The organism is Skermanella aerolata KACC 11604 (assembly GCF_000936425.1).
Lineage (GTDB): Bacteria > Pseudomonadota > Alphaproteobacteria > Azospirillales > Azospirillaceae > Skermanella > Skermanella aerolata.
Genome location: NZ_AVFK01000024.1, coordinates 72,966 through 92,884 on the forward strand (window position 1 = coordinate 72,966; position 19,919 = coordinate 92,884).

At 65.5% G+C, this 19,919-nt stretch carries 19 protein-coding genes; 11 read left to right on the forward strand and 8 right to left on the reverse strand.

Annotated elements, in window-relative coordinates:
• Positions 1-313 precede the first annotated feature (313 nt).
• Both N826_RS24665 and N826_RS24670 read left to right on the forward strand, forming a co-directional pair.
• Positions 314-808, forward strand: a complete 495-nt coding sequence (locus tag N826_RS24665) for an antitoxin Xre/MbcA/ParS toxin-binding domain-containing protein (RefSeq protein WP_084721155.1) — start codon at positions 314-316, stop codon at positions 806-808.
• A gap of 2 nt (positions 809-810) precedes the next feature.
• On the forward strand, positions 811-1,269 hold the full coding sequence (locus tag N826_RS24670; RefSeq protein ID WP_044433063.1) for an RES family NAD+ phosphorylase: 459 nt from the start codon (positions 811-813) through the stop codon (positions 1,267-1,269).
• 30 nt (positions 1,270-1,299) lie between these two features.
• Here the strand turns inward: N826_RS24670 and glcF are convergent, their stop codons facing one another.
• The 6 genes from glcF to N826_RS24700 all read right to left on the reverse strand — a co-directional run bounded on the left by glcF (position 1,300) and on the right by N826_RS24700 (position 7,977).
• Positions 1,300-2,646, reverse strand: coding sequence for a glycolate oxidase subunit GlcF (glcF, locus tag N826_RS24675; protein WP_044433064.1), 1,347 nt, complete (start codon positions 2,644-2,646; stop codon positions 1,300-1,302).
• A 14-nt stretch (positions 2,647-2,660) separates the two neighbouring features.
• Positions 2,661-3,884, reverse strand: coding sequence for a glycolate oxidase subunit GlcE (gene glcE / locus N826_RS24680; protein WP_044433065.1), 1,224 nt, complete (start codon positions 3,882-3,884; stop codon positions 2,661-2,663).
• Positions 3,885-3,892: 8 nt separating this feature from the next.
• Entirely contained in the window at positions 3,893-5,380 is a 1,488-nt protein-coding gene (locus tag N826_RS24685; RefSeq protein WP_044433066.1) for an FAD-linked oxidase C-terminal domain-containing protein, read from the reverse strand.
• Between the two features lie 293 nt (positions 5,381-5,673).
• Entirely contained in the window at positions 5,674-5,799 is a 126-nt protein-coding gene (gene ykgO / locus N826_RS24690) for a type B 50S ribosomal protein L36 (protein WP_012973122.1), read from the reverse strand.
• 125 nt (positions 5,800-5,924) lie between these two features.
• Positions 5,925-6,875, reverse strand: a complete 951-nt coding sequence (locus N826_RS24695) for a methyltransferase domain-containing protein (RefSeq protein ID WP_044433067.1) — start codon at positions 6,873-6,875, stop codon at positions 5,925-5,927.
• A 307-nt stretch (positions 6,876-7,182) separates the two neighbouring features.
• The gene (locus N826_RS24700) at positions 7,183-7,977 is read right to left on the reverse strand and encodes a hypothetical protein (RefSeq protein WP_052831986.1); all 795 of its coding nucleotides are present in this window, start codon (positions 7,975-7,977) and stop codon (positions 7,183-7,185) included.
• Positions 7,978-8,148: 171 nt separating this feature from the next.
• Between N826_RS24700 and N826_RS24705 the strand changes: the two genes are divergently transcribed.
• The 8 genes from N826_RS24705 to add all read left to right on the forward strand — a co-directional run bounded on the left by N826_RS24705 (position 8,149) and on the right by add (position 15,799).
• Positions 8,149-9,300 (forward strand): ABC transporter permease, encoded by a 1,152-nt coding sequence (locus N826_RS24705; RefSeq protein ID WP_044433068.1) that lies wholly within the window; start codon positions 8,149-8,151, stop codon positions 9,298-9,300.
• Between the two features lie 20 nt (positions 9,301-9,320).
• Positions 9,321-10,292, forward strand: a complete 972-nt coding sequence (locus N826_RS24710) for an ABC transporter permease (protein WP_044433069.1) — start codon at positions 9,321-9,323, stop codon at positions 10,290-10,292.
• Complete coding sequence (gene cdd / locus N826_RS24715) at positions 10,289-10,702, forward strand: cytidine deaminase (RefSeq protein ID WP_044433070.1); 414 nt, start codon at positions 10,289-10,291, stop codon at positions 10,700-10,702. Before N826_RS24710 ends, cdd begins: the two co-directional genes overlap by 4 nt.
• 13 nt (positions 10,703-10,715) lie before the next feature.
• Positions 10,716-11,546, forward strand: a complete 831-nt coding sequence (locus tag N826_RS24720) for a purine-nucleoside phosphorylase (protein WP_044433071.1) — start codon at positions 10,716-10,718, stop codon at positions 11,544-11,546.
• A complete protein-coding gene (gene deoC / locus N826_RS24725; protein WP_244619448.1) occupies positions 11,543-12,361 on the forward strand; it encodes a deoxyribose-phosphate aldolase in 819 nt (272 codons plus the stop codon). The genes N826_RS24720 and deoC overlap by 4 nt, the downstream gene beginning before the upstream one ends.
• A gap of 184 nt (positions 12,362-12,545) precedes the next feature.
• The gene (deoA, locus tag N826_RS24730; protein WP_044433072.1) at positions 12,546-13,880 is read left to right on the forward strand and encodes a thymidine phosphorylase; all 1,335 of its coding nucleotides are present in this window, start codon (positions 12,546-12,548) and stop codon (positions 13,878-13,880) included.
• Positions 13,881-13,895: 15 nt separating this feature from the next.
• Positions 13,896-14,801: a DMT family transporter gene (locus N826_RS24735; RefSeq protein ID WP_280178428.1), complete on the forward strand. Its 906-nt coding sequence runs from the start codon at positions 13,896-13,898 to the stop codon at positions 14,799-14,801.
• Entirely contained in the window at positions 14,798-15,799 is a 1,002-nt protein-coding gene (add, locus tag N826_RS24740; protein ID WP_044433074.1) for an adenosine deaminase, read from the forward strand. Before N826_RS24735 ends, add begins: the two co-directional genes overlap by 4 nt.
• 15 nt (positions 15,800-15,814) lie before the next feature.
• Here the strand turns inward: add and N826_RS24745 are convergent, their stop codons facing one another.
• Positions 15,815-17,212 (reverse strand): nucleobase:cation symporter-2 family protein, encoded by a 1,398-nt coding sequence (locus tag N826_RS24745; protein ID WP_044433075.1) that lies wholly within the window; start codon positions 17,210-17,212, stop codon positions 15,815-15,817.
• Between the two features lie 142 nt (positions 17,213-17,354).
• Positions 17,355-17,582 carry a dodecin gene (locus tag N826_RS24750; RefSeq protein ID WP_044433076.1) on the reverse strand — a complete coding sequence of 76 codons (228 nt, stop codon included), beginning with the start codon at positions 17,580-17,582 and terminating at the stop codon, positions 17,355-17,357.
• Between the two features lie 212 nt (positions 17,583-17,794).
• Here N826_RS24750 and N826_RS24755 point away from each other — a divergent pair, with 212 nt between their 5' ends.
• Positions 17,795-19,912 carry a TonB-dependent siderophore receptor gene (locus N826_RS24755; RefSeq protein WP_052831987.1) on the forward strand — a complete coding sequence of 706 codons (2,118 nt, stop codon included), beginning with the start codon at positions 17,795-17,797 and terminating at the stop codon, positions 19,910-19,912.
• The last annotated feature ends 7 nt before the right edge of the window (positions 19,913-19,919 follow it).

Sequence of the window (19,919 nt, forward strand, 5' to 3'; positions counted from 1 at the left end):
TTCATAGGTTAAAGTTCATTGCTCAAAAGTCATAGGCGAGCCATTTGATACCCAAGCACCTTGCTCGGCTGGACTTGATAACCCATGGCTCAACTTCGCTCATGACAAGCCGCCGAGCGTAAGCGCTACGGCGTGATGGGACGTGCGTCCCGTCAAATAACGACGGACACAGAAATATTCGCCGAACACACTCTCGTAGAAAGAGAGTTAGAAGAAAAGATATTGCAGAAAAGCATCAAACAATTCCAAAAAATTTTCTGTTGAAAAACTCAATGGAACCTTAGATAAAGGTTTTAAGGACTTCGTCTGTTTAATGCTGAGACAATCAGCCTTCATTCAAGCTATCGTCGAGGCAAAAATCAGGGACTGCGAGGCCGTTCAAGACACCCAGGAGCAAATTGAAAGCTCCTCCATCCATGAAGTTTCTGACCGCGCTGCGCCATGTATCGTCAAGATGGATGGCCTGGATCTGGCTGACGCCGCAGCCATCGGCTTACCGATAGGTACGCTTAACCAAGTCAAGGAAACCGGCTACACGACCGAGGAAACGTTCGATCTTATCTTTCTCTGCGGATTTCCCTCATCCCGTAATCTAAGCCTTGATGAAAGCGATCGTGCGATTCGGCTGATCCGTACCGCTGTCCGTGCCAAGGAAGTTTTCGGCAACCCTGAAAAAGCTTGGCGCTGGCTGAGAAAGCCGAAGAAGGCATTCAATGGCAAGACCTGCGTCGAAATGCTCATCACCGAATACGGCGGCAGGGAGGTCGAAAACATGCTGACCCGCATCGAGCATGGCATGGCCGCCTGAAATTGATCGTCTGGCGCCTCAGTCGCTTCACCGATCTTCAAGGGATCGGCGGCTTGCATGTGGCAGGTCGCTGGCACAGTAAAGGGCATTCCATCGTCTATGCCGCTGCCAGCGCGTCCACGGCACTGCTGGAAATCCTGGTCCACCTCGATATCGATCAGGCCGATATTCCCGACAGCTTCAAACTGATCGAAATCGCTATCCCTGATGAAATAGCCTTGTCGGCTGAAAAGGTCCGGGCAAGGGACCTCATCCTGACGGATGAACATTCATCGCGCGAGTTCGACACGCGCTGGCTCAAGGAACGACGTTCGGCACTCCTTCTGGTGCCATCGATCATCGTACCGGTCGAAACCAACGTGCTGATCAATCCAGACCATCCTGACGCTCACAAGATTGAAGTAATTGGCACAAGCACATTCGTTTTCGATGAACGACTGCTCCGCGTACCGGCGATTTGATCCCTCCAGCAGTCGATCACCAGCCCTATCCTACTCCGCCGCCTGCACCTCCGCCGCATCCGTCTTCGGGCGGGCGGCGAAGTCGGGGTTTCCCCTCAACGCCTCCGGCAGCGGACCGCCTGTCGCCCAGTCCAGCAGCTCGACCGTGTGGACGATCGGGATCGACGTGCCCGAGCCGATCTGGGTCATGCAGCCGATATTGCCCGCAGCGATCACCTGCGGCTTGGTGCTCTCGATGTTGCGGACCTTGCGCTCGCGCAGCTCCCCCGCGATCTCCGGCTGGACCAGGTTGTAGATACCGGCCGAACCGCAGCACAGATGCCCTTCCGGAACCTCGCGGATCTGGAAGCCGGCCTTGCCCAGCAGCGCGCGCGGCGGCGTCTTGATCTTCTGGCCGTGCTGCATCGAACAGGCGGAGTGGTAGGCCACCACCTGCCCCGTCTCGACCACCGGCTCGCCCAAGCCAAGTTCCGCCATGAACTCGGTCACGTCCTTGGCCAACGCCGAGATGCGGGCCGCCTTGTCCGCCAGATCCTTGTCCTCGCGGAACATGAAGCCATAGTCCTTGACGGTCGTTCCGCAGCCGGACGTGTTGACGACGACGGCGTCCAGCCCGCCCTTCTCGATCTCCTTGGTCCACGCCAGGATATTGGCGCGGGCATAGCCGTGGGCGTTGTCGGTCAGTCCCATGTGATGGGTCAGCGCGCCACAGCACCCGGCGCCTTTGGCGACCACCACTTCGACCCCGTGGCGGGTCAGCAGCCGCACCGTCGACTCGTTGATCGCCGTGTTCAGCACCTGCTGGGCGCAGCCGTTCAGGATCGCAACCCGCTTCCGCCGCGTCCCCTCCGCCGGGATCACCTGCGGCTTGTCCACCGGACTGGGACCGGGGATCTTCTTCGGCGCCAGCGCCAGCATGCCCTTGAGCTTGGACGGCAATACGCCTGCCACGGGCCGCCCGGCCTTGGCCGCCATCAGGGCCATCCGGAACAGAGCCGGTCGCGGCAGCACCGTCGCCAGCATCTTGCGCATCAGCCGCTCCGAGGCGGGACGGCGGTAGGTCTTCTCGATATGCGCACGGCCATGGTCGACCAAGTGCATGTAATGCACGCCGGACGGACACGTGGTCATACAGGACAGGCACGACAGGCAGCGGTCGATATGCTTGACCACCTGATCGGTCGCCGGCTTGTCGTTCTCCAGCATGTCCTTGATCAGGTAGATGCGGCCACGCGGGCTGTCCAGCTCGTCGCCCAGCAGGGCATAGGTCGGACAAGTCGCGGTACAGAAGCCGCAGTGGACGCAGGCGCGCAGGATCTTTTCGGATTCGCGCGTATCGGCGTCGGCAAGCTGGGCCAGAGAGAAATTGGTCTGCAAGGCGGTTCTCCGCGTCAGACTCCGGCGTACATACGGCCGGGATTGAAGATGCGCTTGGGGTCCTGGGATTCCTTGACGCGTGCCGACAAGGCCGCCAGCGTCGCTGCCTGGGGATGGAAGACGTCCGCCGAGGCCCGCACCGTATCGGGCGCCCGGATCAGCGTCGCGTGGCCGCCGCCGAGACCAACGGCTTCACGGATCACGTCCTGACCCGCGCGCTCGACCGTAGGATCGACCGCCAGCCAGATCAGCCCGCCGCCCCAGTCGAAATAAGCCTCCGCCGGAAGCCTGGAGGCGATGTCGGCCGCCACTCGCGCGCCATCCGCCGGCGGCACCGACAGGCGCCAGACCAGACGTTCCGGGTTGGCGACGAACGGCTTTACGTCCCTGACCGCCGCCCAGAACGCCAGCGACGGTTCTAGCTCCAGGAACTCGACGCTGCCGAAGCCCCGGAACAGGTCGCGGAACTTGCCGGCCCGGTACTCGATCGACGGTCCGAAGCCTTCCAGCCGGATCGCCGTCGCCGCAACACCGCTGCCAAGCTCCTCGACCCCGACGCCGCCCGCCAGGGCTGCCGGAATGTGGGCCGCCGCCGCCACCTCATAGGGACTCTGAAGCGCCAGCGCCATGACCCGGATCGCCGTCGCATCGTCCAGCCCCCGGATCAGGACCGTCCTGGTATTCTCCGGCGCCGGCAGCACCTTCAGCGTGACTTCCGTCAGCAGCGCTAGCGTGCCGTATGACCCGGCGAGCAGCTTCGGCAGGTCATAGCCGGTGACGTTCTTCACGACGCGACCACCGGCCTTGAAGGCCTCGCCGCGACCGCTGACCGCCTTGCACCCTAGGAAGTGGTCGCGCGCCGCCCCGGCCTTGACCCGCCGGGGACCGGCCAGATTGCACGACACCACGCCGCCGATCGTCTGCTTGCCGGCCTCGCCACCGAGCAGTGGCCCGAAGTCGGGCGGCTCGAAGGCGAATTGCTGGCGGTTCTCGTCCAGCAGCGCCTCCAGTTCGGCCAAAGGCGTCGCGGCCTGTGCCGACAGCACCAGTTCCGCCGGTTCATAGAACTTCAGGCCCGACAGGTCCGATACGTCCAGCGTGTGGGTCGCCTGGAACGGCCGGCCCAGCGTCCGCTTGGTGCCATGGCCGACCAGTTCCAGCGGGGTTTCCTCGGAAATGGCCCAGCGGACGGCTTCCAGCGCCTGCGCCGCGTCCGCCGGCTTCAAATGAGTCGTCATGCCAGCCCTTAAAAGCGCGGAAGATCGGGGAACGGCAACTGGCCGCGGTGGATATGCATGCGGCCCAGTTCGGCGCACCGGTGAAGCTGCGGGAACACCTTGCCGGGGTTCAGCAGGCCGTCGGGGTCGAAGGCGCACTTGACCCGCTGCTGCTGGTTCATGTCGGTTTCAGTGAACTGATGGATCATCAGGTCGCGTTTCTCGACACCGACTCCGTGCTCACCGGTCAGCACGCCGCCGACCTCGACGCACAGCTTCAGGATATCCGCGCCGAAGTCCTCCGCAGCCTGCAACTCGCCCGGCTTGTTGGCATCGTAGAGGATCAGCGGGTGCAGGTTGCCGTCGCCCGCGTGGAAGACGTTGGCGACCCGCAATCCGTGGCGCTCCGACATCTCCGCCATCCGGTTCAGCACCAGCGGCAGTTCCTTGCGCGGGATCGTGCCGTCCATGCACAGGTAGTCCGGACTGATCCGCCCGACGGCGGGGAAAGCCGCCTTGCGCCCGGCCCAGAACACCATCCGTTCGTCCTCTGACGAACTGACGCGGATCGACACCGCCCCGCATTTGCGGGCGATCGTCTCGACCTCGCCGATCAAGTGGTCGACCTCCGCCTCCGGCCCGTCCAACTCGACGATCAGGATCGCTTCGACGTCCAGCGGATAGCCGGCGTGGACGAACTCCTCCGCCGCGTGGATCGCCGGCTTGTCCATCATCTCCATGCCGCCGGGGATGATGCCGGCCGCGATGATGGCGGCGACGCAGTCCCCGCCGGTCTCGCTGCTGGGAAAGCCGATAAGCACGGCCCGAAGCGTCTCTGGCTTCTTCAGGATGCGCACCGTCACCTCGGTGACGACGCCCAGCAACCCTTCCGATCCCGTCATGATGCCGAGCAGGTCGTAGCCGTCGCTGTCCAGGTGCTTGCCGCCCAGCCGCACGACGTCGCCGTTCATCAGCACCATCTCGATGCCGAGGACGTTGTTGGTGGTCAACCCGTATTTGAGGCAGTGGACCCCGCCGGAGTTCTCGGCGATGTTGCCGCCGATCGTGCAGGCGATCTGGCTGCTGGGGTCCGGCGCGTAATAGAAGCCCTCATGCGCCACCGCGTTGGTGATGCCCAGGTTGGTGACGCCCGGCTGGACCGTGACGGTCCGGTTGCCGTAGTCGATGTCCATGATCTTGTTGAACTTGCCGAGTCCCAGGATGATGCCGTCAGCCAGCGGCAGCGCTCCACCGGACAGCGACGTGCCGGCTCCGCGCGGGACGACCTTGATCCCGATCTCGTTGCAATATTTGAGGACTTGGGAAACCTGCTCGGTCGTCTTCGGCAGAACGACGATCATCGGCAATTGCCGGTAGGCGGTCAGGGCGTCGGTTTCGTAGACGCGCATCTCGTCCTGTTCGACGATGACGCCTTCACCCGGCACGATGGCCCTGAGCGCGTTTGCGATCTCGACCCGGCGGGCGAGCACCGAAGCGTCTGGCGTGGGCATCTTCATGCCGTGGTTCCTCCTCCAGCGGACAGCTCATGATTCCGATAACCGGAATCGACGCCGTCACGTCTCTTGTTCTTAAGCGATAGCCAATGTGGAAAATTATGGCCGTCAAGTAAAGTGGTATCACCACTTTAAGGAACAAGTGCACTGTCGGAGGAGAGAAGCCGGCAGCTCCCCGATTCGAAAAAGCGGGTCGAAAAACTGCCTCGAAAAACCCCGGCCGCAAAAAGCAAAACCGCGCCGAAAGCATCGGCGCGGTCACCTCCCGGAGATACGGGCTCTCCCGTTTCGCACGCTCAGCCCTGGCGTGCCTTGAAGCGGGGGTTCTGCTTGTTGATGACGTAGACGCGGCCCTTGCGGCGGATCACGCGGCAGGCTTTGTGCCGGGTCTTCATGGATTTCAGCGAGTTGACGATCTTCATCGTTTCAAGTCCTAAAGAGGCTAGGTCGGAGGCTAAGTCACAAGAGCGGCGGAAAATATGGATACGGACACCTAATGTCAATAAGCGCCTGTATTTCGGCGTGTAGAGCGAAGCGAATTCCGGACTCAGCCCTCCGAACCATCGGCCAGCTTCAACGCGAAGAACCGGTAGGCCCGCAACCCGCTCTGGAGTGCGGCGACCCGCCTTGCCCACTGCTCGACCTCCTCGACAACGGCCAGCTTGGTATCGTGGTCCAGGCTCCTGCTCGCCAGGAACTCGGTCAGCGACTGGATGGCCGCCAGTATAAGCGTGCGATGGGCGTCGGTGATGTCCTCGTTGATCCGGATATCCAGGTTGCGCTGCTGGAGCGAACTGACAGTCTGCTGCATGGTCAGCGGGAACGGCTCGACCGGTTCCTTCGCGATCCAGTCCTTGACCGCCGCCGAGCGCGGCTCCTCCTTGTCGAAGACGTAATCGGTGAACAGCAGCTGCCCGCGCGGCTTCAGGCTCAGCTCGATGCCGTCATGCAGCCCTTCACGGTTCTTGACGAAGCAGAAGAATTCCTTGGCGAAGATGCAGTCGAAGCGCTTGGGATGCTTGAAGTTCTCCGGATCGTAATGGACGATCGTCGCCTGCTTGGCCATGCCCGACTTGACCGACCGCTCCATGCCCTCCTTGGCGAGAACGGGCGACGCCTCCATCCCGGTAACCCAGCAGCCGTACTGGGCCGCCATCTTGCGCCCGGCGCCCCCAAGACCCGCCGCCAGATCCAGCACGCTCATCGCGGGGTTCAGCCCAAGCGGCTTGACCAACTGGGGGATGTAGTCGTCACCGCCGGGCGTGGTGAAACCCTCGCCCCAAAGCTTCTCGACCACCTCGATGCGGGTCGCCGACCACAGCGGCTTTCCGAACCGGGACGTGACACCGGTCAGGACCGGCTTGGTGCCCGCAGGGGCCGCCGCGACCGGCGGTTCCTGCTCATGCTTGTCGTCCTTGTTCTCCGGCAGGTCGTAGCCTTCCCACCACGCAAGGAGCTTTTTCTTCCAGGGCTTTCCCGGCGCCGATTCTTCACTCATCTCCCACACGTCGTCCTGATGTCGGCCCGCCACCCTCGGGAAGATTATTACTCTGGCAAGGTCATATGGATATCATGATGCCGTTAAACGGCGGTTAAGGCCGTTTTGGAATTCCACCAACGGCGCTGAAGCTTGATCGGTGAGTTCCGGCCGGGATGTCGGGCTGAAGAGGCTCAACCTACAAAGCACACGATTCTTTTGACCTGCGCTCCTGCCATCGTACACAAGCACGCCCCTGTAGGTCGGGCCTCTTCAGCCCGACATTTAACGCTCCTGATTTCTTCATAGATATCGCCGCAACGCGCTCTCAGGCTTCACGCAGCCACTGGGCGGCGGCCAGCACCACCCGTTCCGGATAGTCCGGCAGTTCCGGCCCGATCAGCGGCAAGCCCAGTTCCGCGATGATCCGCTCCACGCTGGCCCGTCCCGCATCGTCGGGTTCCAGCGGCAGCCCAAGTGCCCGCGCCCTTCCGGCGATGACCATCTCCTGGCCCCAGAAATAGACCCTGGCAGCTCTCGTATTCGCGCGCATCGACTGCACCTGCCCCGCCCGCCCAGGGCCGTTGATCGACAGCCAGATATCGGCCAGCAGGGTATCTGCCGAAGTATCCGGCACATAGGCCAGCGCGTCGCCCCGCACGATGGTTATCTTCGACCGGGCGTCCTCCGGCAGTTGCCCGAAGACGCCGATCTCGCCGATCATCGAGATGACTTCGGGGTCGAACTCGACCACAGTCACGGCAGTGACCTCGGGCTGTAAAGCCGCGTTGGCGGCGGCCCAGCCCATTCCCAGCCCCATCACCACGGTGTGGCCGGCGGCGGCGCGGCAGCCCAGTTCCTGGCTCTCGATCTCCATGGGAGTCATCGACATCCAAGTCCGAACGCTTCGGCCCTCGTCCTCGACCCGCAGCAGCGCCGCCATGTCGGTGACCAGCCGTGGTCCGCTCCAGTATCCCGGCGCCATGCACATCGGCACGACGTCGAGCCGCCACCGCTCGCCCTGCATCGGCCGGTAGACCGGCCGGAACATGTCGGTCTCCAACAAGGTGGCGGCGCCGGGGCCGGCGAGCCCCTTGGGAACAAAACCCGTATCGGACGGCATCGGCCCTCTCCTTGTCCCCGTGCAACCGCGAGGAACTTCTATACCATAAGGAGTAGTTTAGAAATCACTCACGAGGCCCGGCCCATCCGCCTTGCCTCCGCACCGGCAACCGGGCAAGTTCCAACCGGACAAGTTCGCTGAAGAGATCACGATCGGGGACAGGCGCTCGGCATGACATCCGGAACGACAGCCGCAGGCAAGGTTAAAGGGTTCGGGCAGCCGGGGGAGGTGCCGGGATGGGTGAACTACGCCCTGCTGCCGCTGCTCAACCTCGTAGCGGCGCTGCTGGTGTCCAGCCTCGTCATCCTCGTCATCGGCGAAAACCCGATCGCCGCGATGCAGGTCCTGCTCTACGGCTCGTTCGGCTATCCCGAGGCCATCGGTTTCACGCTCTACTATGCGACCAACTTCATCTTCACCGGTCTGGCGGTCGCCGTGGCGTTCCACTGCGGGCTGTTCAACATCGGCGGCGAAGGACAGGCCTATATCGGCGGCCTCGCCATCGGGCTGGTCGCCCTTTATCTAGGCTGGCTGCCCTGGCCGGTCGTGGCGCTGCTCGGCATCGTCGCGGGCGCCGCCGGCGGGGCCGCCTGGGCCTTCATCCCGGCATACCTCCAGGCGAGCCGGGGCAGCCACATCGTCATCACGACGATCATGTTCAACTTCATCGCGGCCTCGATCATGACCTGGCTGCTGGTGGACGTGCTGATAGCACCGGGTCAGCAATCGCCGGAAAGCCGCCAGTTCGCCGAAACGGCCTGGCTGCCCTTCATGCATCAGGCGCTGGGCTGGGTAGGGCTCCGGATTCCGGCTTCCCCGCTCAACCTGTCCTTCGTCTGGGCGCTGGTCTGCTGCGTCCTGTTCTGGGTCTTCGTCTGGCACACCCGCTGGGGCTACGAGATCCGCACCGTCGGCCAGAACGAGCGCGCCGCCGTCTATGCCGGCATCTCGCCGGCCGGCAACATCGTCCTCGCCATGGCGCTGTCCGGGGCGCTCGCCGCCTTCGTCGGGCTGAACGAGGTGCTGGGCGTGCATCACCGCCTGATCCTGGGCTTCACCGGCGGTGTCGGCTTCGTCGGCATCGCGGTCGCCCTGATGGGCCGCAACCATCCCATCGGCATCGTCCTGGCGGCATTGCTCTTCGGTGCCCTCTACCAGGGCGGCTCCGAACTGGCGTTCGACTTCCCGTCGATCAACCGGGAGATGGTCGTGGTGATCCAGGGCCTCGTGATCCTGTTCGCCGGCGCCCTGGAAAACCTGTTCCGCCCCCGGATCGAAGCGCTGTTCCGCCGCACCGCCTCCCAACCGGCCCCGGCCGCCTGACCTCCGGAGCCAGACGACCCATGGATTACCTGACCCTCCTCTCGGTCCTCGACGGCACGCTGCGCACCGCGGCACCCCTGGTCCTGGCAGCATTGGCCGGCCTGTTCGCCGAGCGCTCCGGCGTGGTCGACATTGGCCTGGAAGGCAAGATGCTGGCGGGTGCCTTCGCCGCCGCTGCCGTCGCATCGGTCACCGGGAGCCCCTGGCTCGGCCTTGCCGCCGGCATCGCAGCCGGCTTCGCGCTGTCGATGGTCCATGCCTATGCCTCGGTCACTCATCACGGCAACCAGGTGGTCAGCGGCATGGCGATCAACATCCTGGTTTCCGGCCTGACGCCGACGCTTGCCTTCGCGTGGTTCCAGCAAGGCGGACAGACGCCCCTGCTCCAGCAGGGCGAGCGCTTCGATCCGATCACCCTGCCCTTCGCGAGTGCCATCGGCGACGCCGTGCCGATCCTCGGCCCGCTCTACCGCGAGGTGATCAGCGGCCATAACATCCTGGTCTATGCGGCAGCCCTGGCGGTCCCGCTGACCGGCTGGATCGTCTTCCGCTCCCGCTTAGGCCTGCGCCTGCGGGCGGTCGGCGAGAACCCGAGCGCCGTCGACACCGCCGGCATCTCCGTCGCCAAGCTCCGCTATCAGGCGCTGACGATCTGCGGCGCCCTGACCGGTGCCGCGGGCGCCTACCTCTCGACCGCACAGGGAGCGGGATTCGTCCGCGACATGACCGCCGGCATGGGCTATCTGGCGCTGGCGGCCCTGATCTTCGGCAAATGGCGGCCCGGCCCGACGCTGGCGGCCTGCCTGCTGTTCGCCTTCGCCGACGCGGTGCAGATCCGGCTCCAGGGCGTCGACATCCCCGGTATCGGGATCATTCCCGTCCAGTTCATCCAGATGCTGCCCTACGTGCTGACCGTGTTCCTGCTGGCGGGCTTCGTCGGCCGGGCGGTACCCCCCAGGGCCATCGGCATCCCTTATGTGAAAGAGCGATGAGCAGCGAACTCGACACCATGATCCGCCACGCGGCGGCGGCGATGAAGAACGCCTACGCGCCCTATTCCAACTTCCCCGTCGGCGCCTGCCTCCGGACCGACAGCGGCGCGCTCTACGCCGCCGCCAACGTGGAGAACGCGGCCTATCCCCAGGGCCAGTGCGCCGAGGCCAGCGCCATCGGCATGATGATCGCAGGGGGAGACCGCCGGATCGTCGAGGTCGTCGTGATGGGCGGCAAGCCGGGCGACGGCATGCTCTGCACGCCTTGCGGCGGCTGCCGTCAGCGCCTGCGCGAGTTCTGCGCGCCCGATGTCCAGGTCCACGTCTGCGGTCCCGAAGGGGTGCGCAAGACCGTGACGCTGGACGAGCTGCTGCCGTTCTCCTTCGGCCCCGAAAACCTGAGCTTCTGAGGAGCCAACCCGCATGTCCAGCCCAGCCGCCACCCCGGCAGACGCCGCCAAAGTCATCGCCGAGCGCGCGCCCGGCTTCAAGCCCCGCGTCGGCATCGTACTGGGGTCCGGCCTCGGCGGGCTGGCGGACCGGATCGAGGACGCCGTCACGATTTCCTACGCCGACCTGCCCGGCTTCCCGCGTCCGGGAGTCCACGGTCACGCCGGACAGCTGGTGCTCGGCAAGCTCGGCGGCGAACCCGTCGCCTGCATGCAGGGCCGCGTCCACCTGTACGAGGGGACGGGGCCTGCCGCCATCAAGCTCCCCATCCGCACCCTCAAGCTGGTCGGCTGCGAGACGCTGTTCCTGACCTGCGCCGCCGGTTCGCTCCGGACGGAGGTCGGTCCCGGCCGCCTGATGGCGATCACCGACCACATCAACATGCAGGGCACCAACCCGCTGGTCGGCCCCAACGACGACGCCTTCGGCCCGCGCTTCCCCAGCCTGACCGACGCCTGGCATCCCGACCTGACCGGGCATCTGGCCTGGACCGCCGAAGGATTAGGAATCGCCCTTGCGACCGGCGTCTACGCAGCATGGCTCGGCCCGACATTTGAAACTCCCGCCGAAGTCCGCATGTTGAAGCTTCTGGGCGCCGATGCCGTCGGCATGTCCACGGTGCCGGAATGCATCGTCGCCCGCCACTGCGGCCTGGACGTCGTCGGCTGCGCCGTCATCACCAATCTCGGCGTCGGCCTTGGCGACGGCGAGGTCAGCCATGACCAGACGCTCCGCGCCGCCAACGCGGCGGCAGCCGACCTGGAAAGGCTGATCGTAGGATTCCTGGAAGGACTGGACCGTTGACCAAACTGGACGCGACCCTGAACCGCCTCGTCGAGGAGGCCCGCACCGCGCCGGCCAGTGCGGAAATCGCCGCCCGCGCCCTGCCCCTGCTCGACCTGACAAGCCTCAACGACGACGACACGGACGAGCGGATCGCGGCCCTGTGCGACCGCGCGGTCACGGAAGCGGGCGGCGTCGCCGCCGTCTGCATCTACCCCCGCTTCGTTCCGCTGGCGAAGCAGCGCCTTTCCAACAAGGGCGTCGCCATCGCTACGGTGATCAACTTCCCCGCCGGCGGTACCGATGCCGCCGCCGTTTCCGCCGACACCAAAGCCGCCGTCAGGGCCGGCGCCGACGAGATCGACGTCGTCCTGCCCTGGCGCACCTTCCAGTCGGGCGAGCGCACGATCCCGCACGACGTCCTCCGCGCCTGCCGCGACGCTTGCGGCGACGGCGTCCTGATGAAGGTGATCCTGGAGACCGGCGGCCTGGACGATGCCGGCCTGATCGAGCAGGCGAGCCGCGACGCCATCTCCGCCGGGGCCGACTTCATCAAGACCTCCACCGGCAAGCTCAACCCGGCGGCGACCCTGGAAGCCGCCGCGATCATGATGGCGGTGATCCGCGACTGCGGCCGCCCAGTAGGCTTCAAGGCGGCCGGAGGCATCCGCGACACGGCGGGAGCCGCCGGGTACCTCTACCTCTCCAACGTCCTCCTCGGCCCCGGCTGGGCGACGCCGTCAACTTTCCGCTTCGGCGCCAGCGGTTTGCTGGATGCGCTGCTCGCCGATCTGGGCCAGACTACGACAGGCCGTAAGCCGTCCGGCGGGTATTAGCAGAGATGTCGGGCTGAAGAGGCCCGACCTACAAAAAATATGCTGGCAAAAGCACGCTGACGTAGGTCGGGCCTCTTCAGCCCGACATCTAACGTTTCCGATCGAGCGAATGCCGCTGGTATTGGACCGACCGACCGCTAACCAATCAAGACCTGCCAACCAATCAAGAAGAGCGACCAGAACCATGCTCCCCCAGGAAATCATCCGCGTCAAACGCGACGGCGGCCGTTTGAACGAGGCGCAGATTCAGCGCTTCATCCAGGGCGTCACATCGGGCGCCGTGACCGAAGGCCAGATCGCCGCCTTCTGCATGGCGGTGCTCTTTCGCGGCATGGACCTGGACGAGCGGGTTGCCCTGACACTCGCCATGACCCGTTCCGGCACCGTTCTGGACTGGAAGCCGCTCAACCTCCCCGGCCCGATTCTCGACAAGCACTCGACCGGGGGCGTCGGCGACAAGGTCAGCCTGATCCTGGCCCCCGCCATCGCCGCCTGCGGCGGCTTCGTGCCGATGATCTCGGGGCGGGGGCTCGGCCATACCGGCGGTACGCTGGACAAGCTCGACAGCATTCCCGGCTACGTCTCCCTCCCCGACCGCACCACCCTGGAACGGGTGATCCGCGACGCCGGCTGCGCCATCATCGGCGCCACCGACGCCTTCGCTCCCGCCGACAAGCGCGTCTACGCCGTCCGCGACATCACCGCCACGGTCGAGTCGCTCGACCTGATTACGGCCTCGATCCTGTCCAAGAAGCTGGCCGCCGGCCTGGACGCCTTGGTCATGGACGTCAAGTTCGGCTCAGGCGCGTTCATGGCCGAGTTCGATGACGCGGTGGCCCTGGCAGAGAGCATCGTCACCGTCGCTACCGGAGCCGGCATGCCGACCGTGGCCCTGCTGACCGATATGAACGAGGTGCTGGGCCGCACCGCCGGCAACGCGCTGGAAGTCCGCGAATCGATCGACCTGCTGACCGGCGCCGGCCACGATCCGCGCCTTTATGAGGTCACCGCCGCCCTTAGTGCCGAACTGCTGGTCCTCGGTGGACTCTGCCCCGACACGGCAGCCGCCCGAACCCGCTTCGACGACGTTATCTCCAGCGGAGCCGCAGCCGAACGTTTCGGCCGCATGGTGTCGGCGCTTGGCGGTCCGGCCGACCTGATGGAGAACCCTGATCGCTACCTAGCATCCGCTCCGGTCGTGCGCGAAGTCCACGCTGACGCGTCCGGCTCCATCGCCGCCATCGACACCCGCGCGCTCGGCGTCGCCGTGGTGGCGCTGGGCGGCGGGCGCTCCCGCGTCCAGGACCCGATCGACCCGGCGGTAGGCCTGTCCGCCGTCGCCGGCCTGGGCGCCGCCGCCGGCCCCCAGGGCAGTCCGCAGTCCGGACCCCTGGCCATCGTCCACGCCCGCAGCGAGGACGAGGCGGAAGCCGCCGCCGACGCGGTCCGTGCCGCCTTCACCATCGGCGCTCCCGCGCCGGTCCCCACCTCCCCCGTGGCTCGTCGCCTCGCTCACTGAGTTCCAGTTGTCATAGTGCCTCCTCAATCGGAAAGTCTTCGCGGCATCGGTTTCCTGGTGTCCGCCCTGGTCCTATTCTCGGTCATGGACGTGTTGATAAAGCTGCTGTCCGCCGACTACGGGACCTTCCAGATCGTCTTCTTCCGCTCGGCCCTGGCCTTGCTGCCGATCGGCGTTCTGGTCATGCGCTCCGGCGGACTCATGGCGATCCGGACCGCCCGCCCCGGCGGCCATGTCCTGCGCTCCCTGATCGGAACGGCGGCGCTGCTGTGCTTCTTCTATTCCTACAAGTACATGCCGCTGGCCGACGTCTATGCGATCCACTTCGCCGGTCCGCTATTCCTGACGGCCCTGTCCGGCCCGATGCTGGGCGAACCGGTCGGCTGGCGGCGCTGGAGCGCCGTCGGCGTCGGATTTATCGGCGTCGTCGTCATGATCCAGCCGGGTGCGGGGGTGTTCTCCCCGATAGCGCTGATCCCGCTGGTCGGCGCCGTGTTCTACGCCTTCGCCATGATCTTCGTGCGCAAGCTGAGCCGGACGGAGACGAACGCCGCAATCGTCTTCTACTTCACCCTGACCGGACTGGGAGTAGGCTTCATCGGCATGCTGCCGGACTGGAAGACGCCCGACCTGGCGGGTCTCGCCCTGCTGGTCTCCGTCGGCCTGCTGGGCGGCTGCGCCCAGATCCTGATGACGCAGGCCTTCCGCTCGGCGCCCGCCGCGACCCTGGCGCCGTTCGAGTATACGGCCATGATCTGGGCCGTCCTGTTCGGCTATCTGGTCTTTGCCGACTTGCCCACCGCGCCGATCGTCACCGGCGCCCTGATAGTGTCGGCCAGCGGCCTCTATATTCTCCACCGGGAGACGCGCCGGCCGCCTCGGCCCGTCACGGATGCGACCGCAAAGGCCACGATGCCATGACCCTGACCGCCGCTGCTCCAGCCGAGATTCCCGCTGGTATCCCGAAGGTCGAACTGCACGTCCACCTGGAAGGCACCGCCACGCCGGAACTGGTGCGCTCGCTGGCGGCCCGGCACGGGATGTCGCTGCCGCCCGATCTGTTCGACCGGCAGGGCGAGTTCGCCTGGAGCGATTTCCTGCATTTCCTGAAGGTCTACGACGATGCCGCCGCCGTCATCCGGACCGACCGGGACTACCGCGACGTCACCTACGACTATCTCCGCCGCTGCGCCGCCGAGGGCGCCGTCTACGTCGAGGTCATGTCGTCTCCCGACCACGCGGCACAGGGCGGCTTGTCCTTCCAGGGACATCTCGACGGGATCGTCCAGGGAATTGAGGACGCCGAGGCCGATTTCGGCATCCAGGCCCGCCTGATCGTCACCTGCGTCCGTCATTTCGGCGTCGAGCGCGGGCTGGAAGTCGCCAGGGCCTGCACCCGCCACCGTCATCCTGTCCTGACCGGCTTCGGCATGGGCGGCGACGAAAACCACCTGCGCGCCGCTGACTTCGCCGGAGTCTTCGCCATCGCTCACCAGGAGGCGGGTTTGGCTTGCACCGTCCACGCCGGAGAAACCGCCGGACCGGAAAGCATCCGCGACGCGCTCGACAACCTGCCGGTCCGCCGGATCGGCCATGGCGTCCGCGCCATCGAGGACGCCGGCCTCGTCAGCCGCATCGCCGAGGAAGGCATCGTGCTGGAGGTCTGCCCGACCAGCAATATCCGCACGGCGGTCTATCCCGACTACGCCGCCCACCCGCTCGACCGGCTGCGCGCCGCCGGCTGCGCCGTCACCCTCAACAGCGACGATCCGCCCTATTTCGGAACCTCCATCGGGCACGAGTACGGCGTGGCGAAACGGCATTTCGGCTGGTCCGACGACGATCTCCTGACCGTCACCGCCGTCGGTTTGAAAGCGGCCTTCACCGACGCGCGGCGGCCCTTGCGGCAAAGCCCCTGAACCGCCGTACCAGTCTCAGACATGCTCGGAAGCGGCGGCCGAGGCCGAGGCTTCGGTGCGGGCGTGCTCGGCGCTCTTCATGCCGTTGAAGAAGGCGTTGAGCGCCACCGAGACGATGGCGGCGAGCAGGATGCCGGATTCCAGCAGCGGGTGAAGCGCGTGCGGCAGGTTCTTGAAGAAGTTCGGCGAGACCAGCGGGATCATGCCGAAGCCGATCGAGATCGCCACGATGAACAGGTTGTTGGCGTTGTTGCGGAAGTCCACCGCTGTCAGGATGCGGGCACCCGTGGCAGCGACCATGCCGAACATCACAAGGCCGGCTCCCCCTAGGACCACCTGGGGAACGGCCTCGACCAGCGCCGCCATCTTGGGGATCAGGCCCAGCGCCAGCATGATGACGCCGCCCGCCACCGTGACCCAGCGCGACCGGACGCCGGTGACGCCGACCAGCCCGACATTCTGCGAGAACGAGGTGTAGGGGAAGGTGTTGAAGATGCCGCCCAGCAGCGTGCCGACGCCGTCGGCGCGGAGGCCCCGCGTCAGGGCATCCTGATCGACCCGCTTGCCGGTGATGTCGCCCAGCGCCAGGAACATGCCCAGCGATTCGATCATGACGACCATCATCACGATGCACATCGTCACGATCGGGACCAGATGGAACTGAGGCATGCCGAAGTGGAACGGCAGGATGACATCGACCCAGGGAGCCGTCCCGACCTTGTGGAAGCTCATCAGGCCCAGCGCCGCCGCCAGGACCGAACCGGCGACGATGCCGAGCAGCACCGCGATGTTGGCGAGGAAGCCCTTGCCCCACTTGATCAGCGCCAGGATGAAAAGCAGCACGAACAGGGCGATGCCGAGGCCGGTGACCTGACCGTAATTGGGGTTGGGGAAGGCCGCCGGAACGCCGTCGACCATCTTGGTCAGCGTCGGCAACCCGCCGCCGGCCCAGTTGATGCCGACCCGCATCAGCGAGATGCCGATCACGAGGATGATCGTCCCGGTGACGACAGGCGGAAAAAGAGGCAACAGCCTGCTGACGAAAGGTGCAACGATTACGCCGAAAATGCCGGCGGCAATGACCGAACCGTAGATTCCGAGCAGCCCCACTTCGGGCGAGGCGGCCATCGAGAGCATCGGACCGACCGAGGCGAAGGTGACTCCCATCATGACCGGAAGCCGGATGCCGACGCCGGGGAAGCCGAAGCACTGCACCAGCGTCGCCAGACCGCAGGCGAACAGGTCGGCGCTGATCAGGAAAGCGACGTCTTCCGGCGGCAAGCCAAGGGCGCGGCCGATGATCAACGGGACAGCCACCGCGCCGGCATACATCACCAGTACGTGTTGCAGGGCCAGGGGAAGCAGTCTTGGTAGCGGGAGACGCTCGTCTACGGGATGGATGGTTGTCGCCATGGTTTCTGATGCCTCTGCTTTGCGTCGCGCGCCTCGGTTGCCGTCGAGGCTGTGCTGAGTGCAATGTTCAGGCCATCAGGGTCCCATGATTTCCAGGCCGGAGGGAAGGCCGGAATGCCCCGGCCGCCCTCCGGTGGCGGCCTCAATCGGACGCGTCGATCGTGTCGTCCAGCGTGAAGCCGACCTTGAGGGTAACCTGATAGTGCGAGACCTTGCCGTTCTCGATATGGCCGCGCGTTTCTATGACTTCGAACCAGCGCAGATGCTTCAGCTTCTTGGAGGCCCGCTCGACCGCGTTCTGGACGGCGTCCTCGACGCTGGTGGGGGATGAGCCGACGAGTTGGATGATCTTGTAGATATGATCGCTCATGGTGCGCCCTCTTCTGAAGGTTCGTTGACCCTGGGGTAACACCTGGAAACGGAAGTTGGCGGCGGGATACGCGGGGGCCGGCACCCGGTATCGACCGGCATACTCACACTGATTGGTTAGCCCAACTAAATATTTTGCAAGTGACTCGCATTATCAGTAGCTTGCGCCGACACGAACGCGCACCGCCTGCCCATCCAGGAAATCTCCCAGTCATGCATTCCCAAGCCCGGTTGACCTCCCTCCTCGTCCTGCTGATGAGCACGACGGCCTATGCGCAGCCTGCCGAAGACGGCTCCGTCGTGCTGCCGCCGATCTCGGTGGAGGGGGCGGCGCCGACGGCGACCAGCTCGGTCCAGGGATACGTGGCTCCCGTTACCGGCACGGCGACCAAGACCGATACTCCGCTGATCGAGACGCCGCAGTCCATCAGCGTCATCACCCGCGACCAGCTCAATGACCGCGCGGTGCAGAGCATCACCGACGCGCTGGGATACACCGCCGGCACCTTCTCCGGCACCATCGCCGATCCGCGCTTCGACGATCCCAACATCCGGGGCTTCAGCGCCGGGCCGAACCAGTACCTGGACGGGCTGCGCATCCTGCGGACATTCGGGGCGCCGGCCATCGAGCAATACGGCCTCGAGCGGGTGGAGGTGCTGCGCGGGCCGTCTTCCGTGCTGTACGGCCAGTCGGTGCCGGGCGGGCTGGTCAACCTGGTCAGCAAGCGCCCGACCGACCAGAGCTTCGGCGAGGTGAACCTTCAGGCCGGCAGCCACGACCGCTACCAGGGCTCGTTCGATCTGGGCGGCGCGCTCGACGCGGAGAAGCAGTTCACCTACCGCCTGACCGCCCTGGGGCGGAAGAGCGACACGCAGATGGACTATGTCGAGGACGACCGCATCTTCGTTGCGCCCGCCCTGACCTGGAAACCCAATTCCGACACGCGGCTGACGCTGCTGGGCCGCTTCCAGCACGACGAGGCGCAGTCGCCGCCGGGGCTGCCCGCCATCGGCACCCTCTACGGCAATCCGCTGGGCGAGATCTCCACCAGCTTCTATCCGGGCGAGCCGACCTTCCGGGACTCGGAACTGGAGCTGTCGAGCATCGGCTACGACTTCGAGCACCGCTTCAACGACACCTTCACGATCCGGCAGAACGCCCGCTACCTGCACTTGAGCTTCGACTACGACAGCCTCTTCACGTCAGGGCTGGCGGCCGACCAGCGAACGCTTCAGCGCGGCTCGCTGGTCCAGCGGGAAAGCTCCGACACCGTCAACGTCGACACCACGGCGCAGGCCAAGTTCGGCACCGGACCGCTCAGCCATACCGCCTTGTTCGGCATCGACTACCGGCGCTTCTGGGGAGATACCCGGACGGGGTTCGGTACGGCGCCGTCGCTCGACCTGTTCAACCCCTCCTACGGGCAGCAGATCGCCCTGCCGGCGATCGGGACCGACCGCGACGACGACCTCAGCCAGATCGGCGTCTATGTCCAGGACCAGGTGAAGCTGGACAAGTGGCTGCTGACGCTCGGCGGGCGGCACGACTGGGTCGAGACGGAGCAGCGCAACCGCGTCACCGGGGCGGAGACCAGCCAGGACGACAGCGCGTTCACCGGCCGGGCGGCGCTGATGTACCTGTTCGACGCCGGGTTCGCCCCGTATGTAAGCTACACCACGTCGTTCGATCCCGTCGTCGGGTCGCAGGCGCCGCAGCGCGGCGGCGGGACGTTCGATCCGACCGAGGGCGAGCAGTACGAGGTCGGCGTCAAGTACCAGCCGCCGGGGTCAAACAGCTTCATCACGGCGGCGCTGTTCGACCTGAGGCGGACCAACGTCACGACGACCGACCCGGACTTCCCGACCTTCCAGCTCCAGACCGGCGAGGCGCGGGTGCGCGGCGTCGAGCTTGAGGCGACCGCAAGCCTGATGCAGGGCCTCAACCTGATCGCCTCCTACACCTACCTGGACTCGGAGATCACCGAGAGCAACTCCGGGACCGAGGGGAACCGGCTGGCGACCGTGCCGGAGCATCTGGCGAGCCTGTGGGGCGATTACTCGTTCCCGGAAGGCAGCATGCTGGAAGGCTTCGGCTTCGGCGCCGGCGTGCGGCATATCGGGTCGCGGTTCGGCAACGATGCCAACGACATCAAGGTGCCCAGCGTCACTCTGTTCGACGCGGCGGTCCATTACGACATCGACCAGTTCCGGATCGGGCTGAACGCCAACAACCTGTTCGACAAGAAATACGTGACCTCGTGCGGCAGCGTCGGCGGCTGCTACTACGGCAACCGGCTGGCCGTGATCTCGACGCTGACATACCGCTGGTAGGACGTCT